1 protein-coding gene is annotated in these 264 nt (G+C 34.5%); it reads right to left on the bottom strand.

Annotation, left to right across the window (positions count from 1 at the left end; all coding sequences use genetic code 11):
• On the bottom strand, window positions 1–264 hold a 264-nt coding region (locus SB753_RS38210; RefSeq protein ID WP_410805311.1), incomplete at both ends, for a hypothetical protein.

Genomic DNA, 264 nt, shown 5'->3' with positions numbered 1-264 from the left:
AGCTTAGTTTTGATGATTTGCTCTATCTGAAACAGTGTAACAGGTTTGTAGTTTTCTTCTTTTCTTTTGATTAAACATGGAAAAACCCAATAAAAAACGCGTTGTAATTGCGTATCGCCGGGAAATTCCATAGGAAAGTATGACTCAAAGACAAAACTTAATAAGTCGGCACCAAATGAAGTTTCCAGAATAGATATGAATTCATAAGCTTCATCACCATAGATACCCAAATCATGATATAACCTGGTGGAATGTTTGTAACCT

It is taken from the genome of Paraburkholderia sp. SIMBA_053, from assembly GCF_046534895.1.
Lineage (GTDB): Bacteria > Pseudomonadota > Gammaproteobacteria > Burkholderiales > Burkholderiaceae > Paraburkholderia > Paraburkholderia caledonica.
Note: the sequence above shows the minus strand (reverse complement) of the source record. Positions and strands in the feature narration are given on the sequence as shown.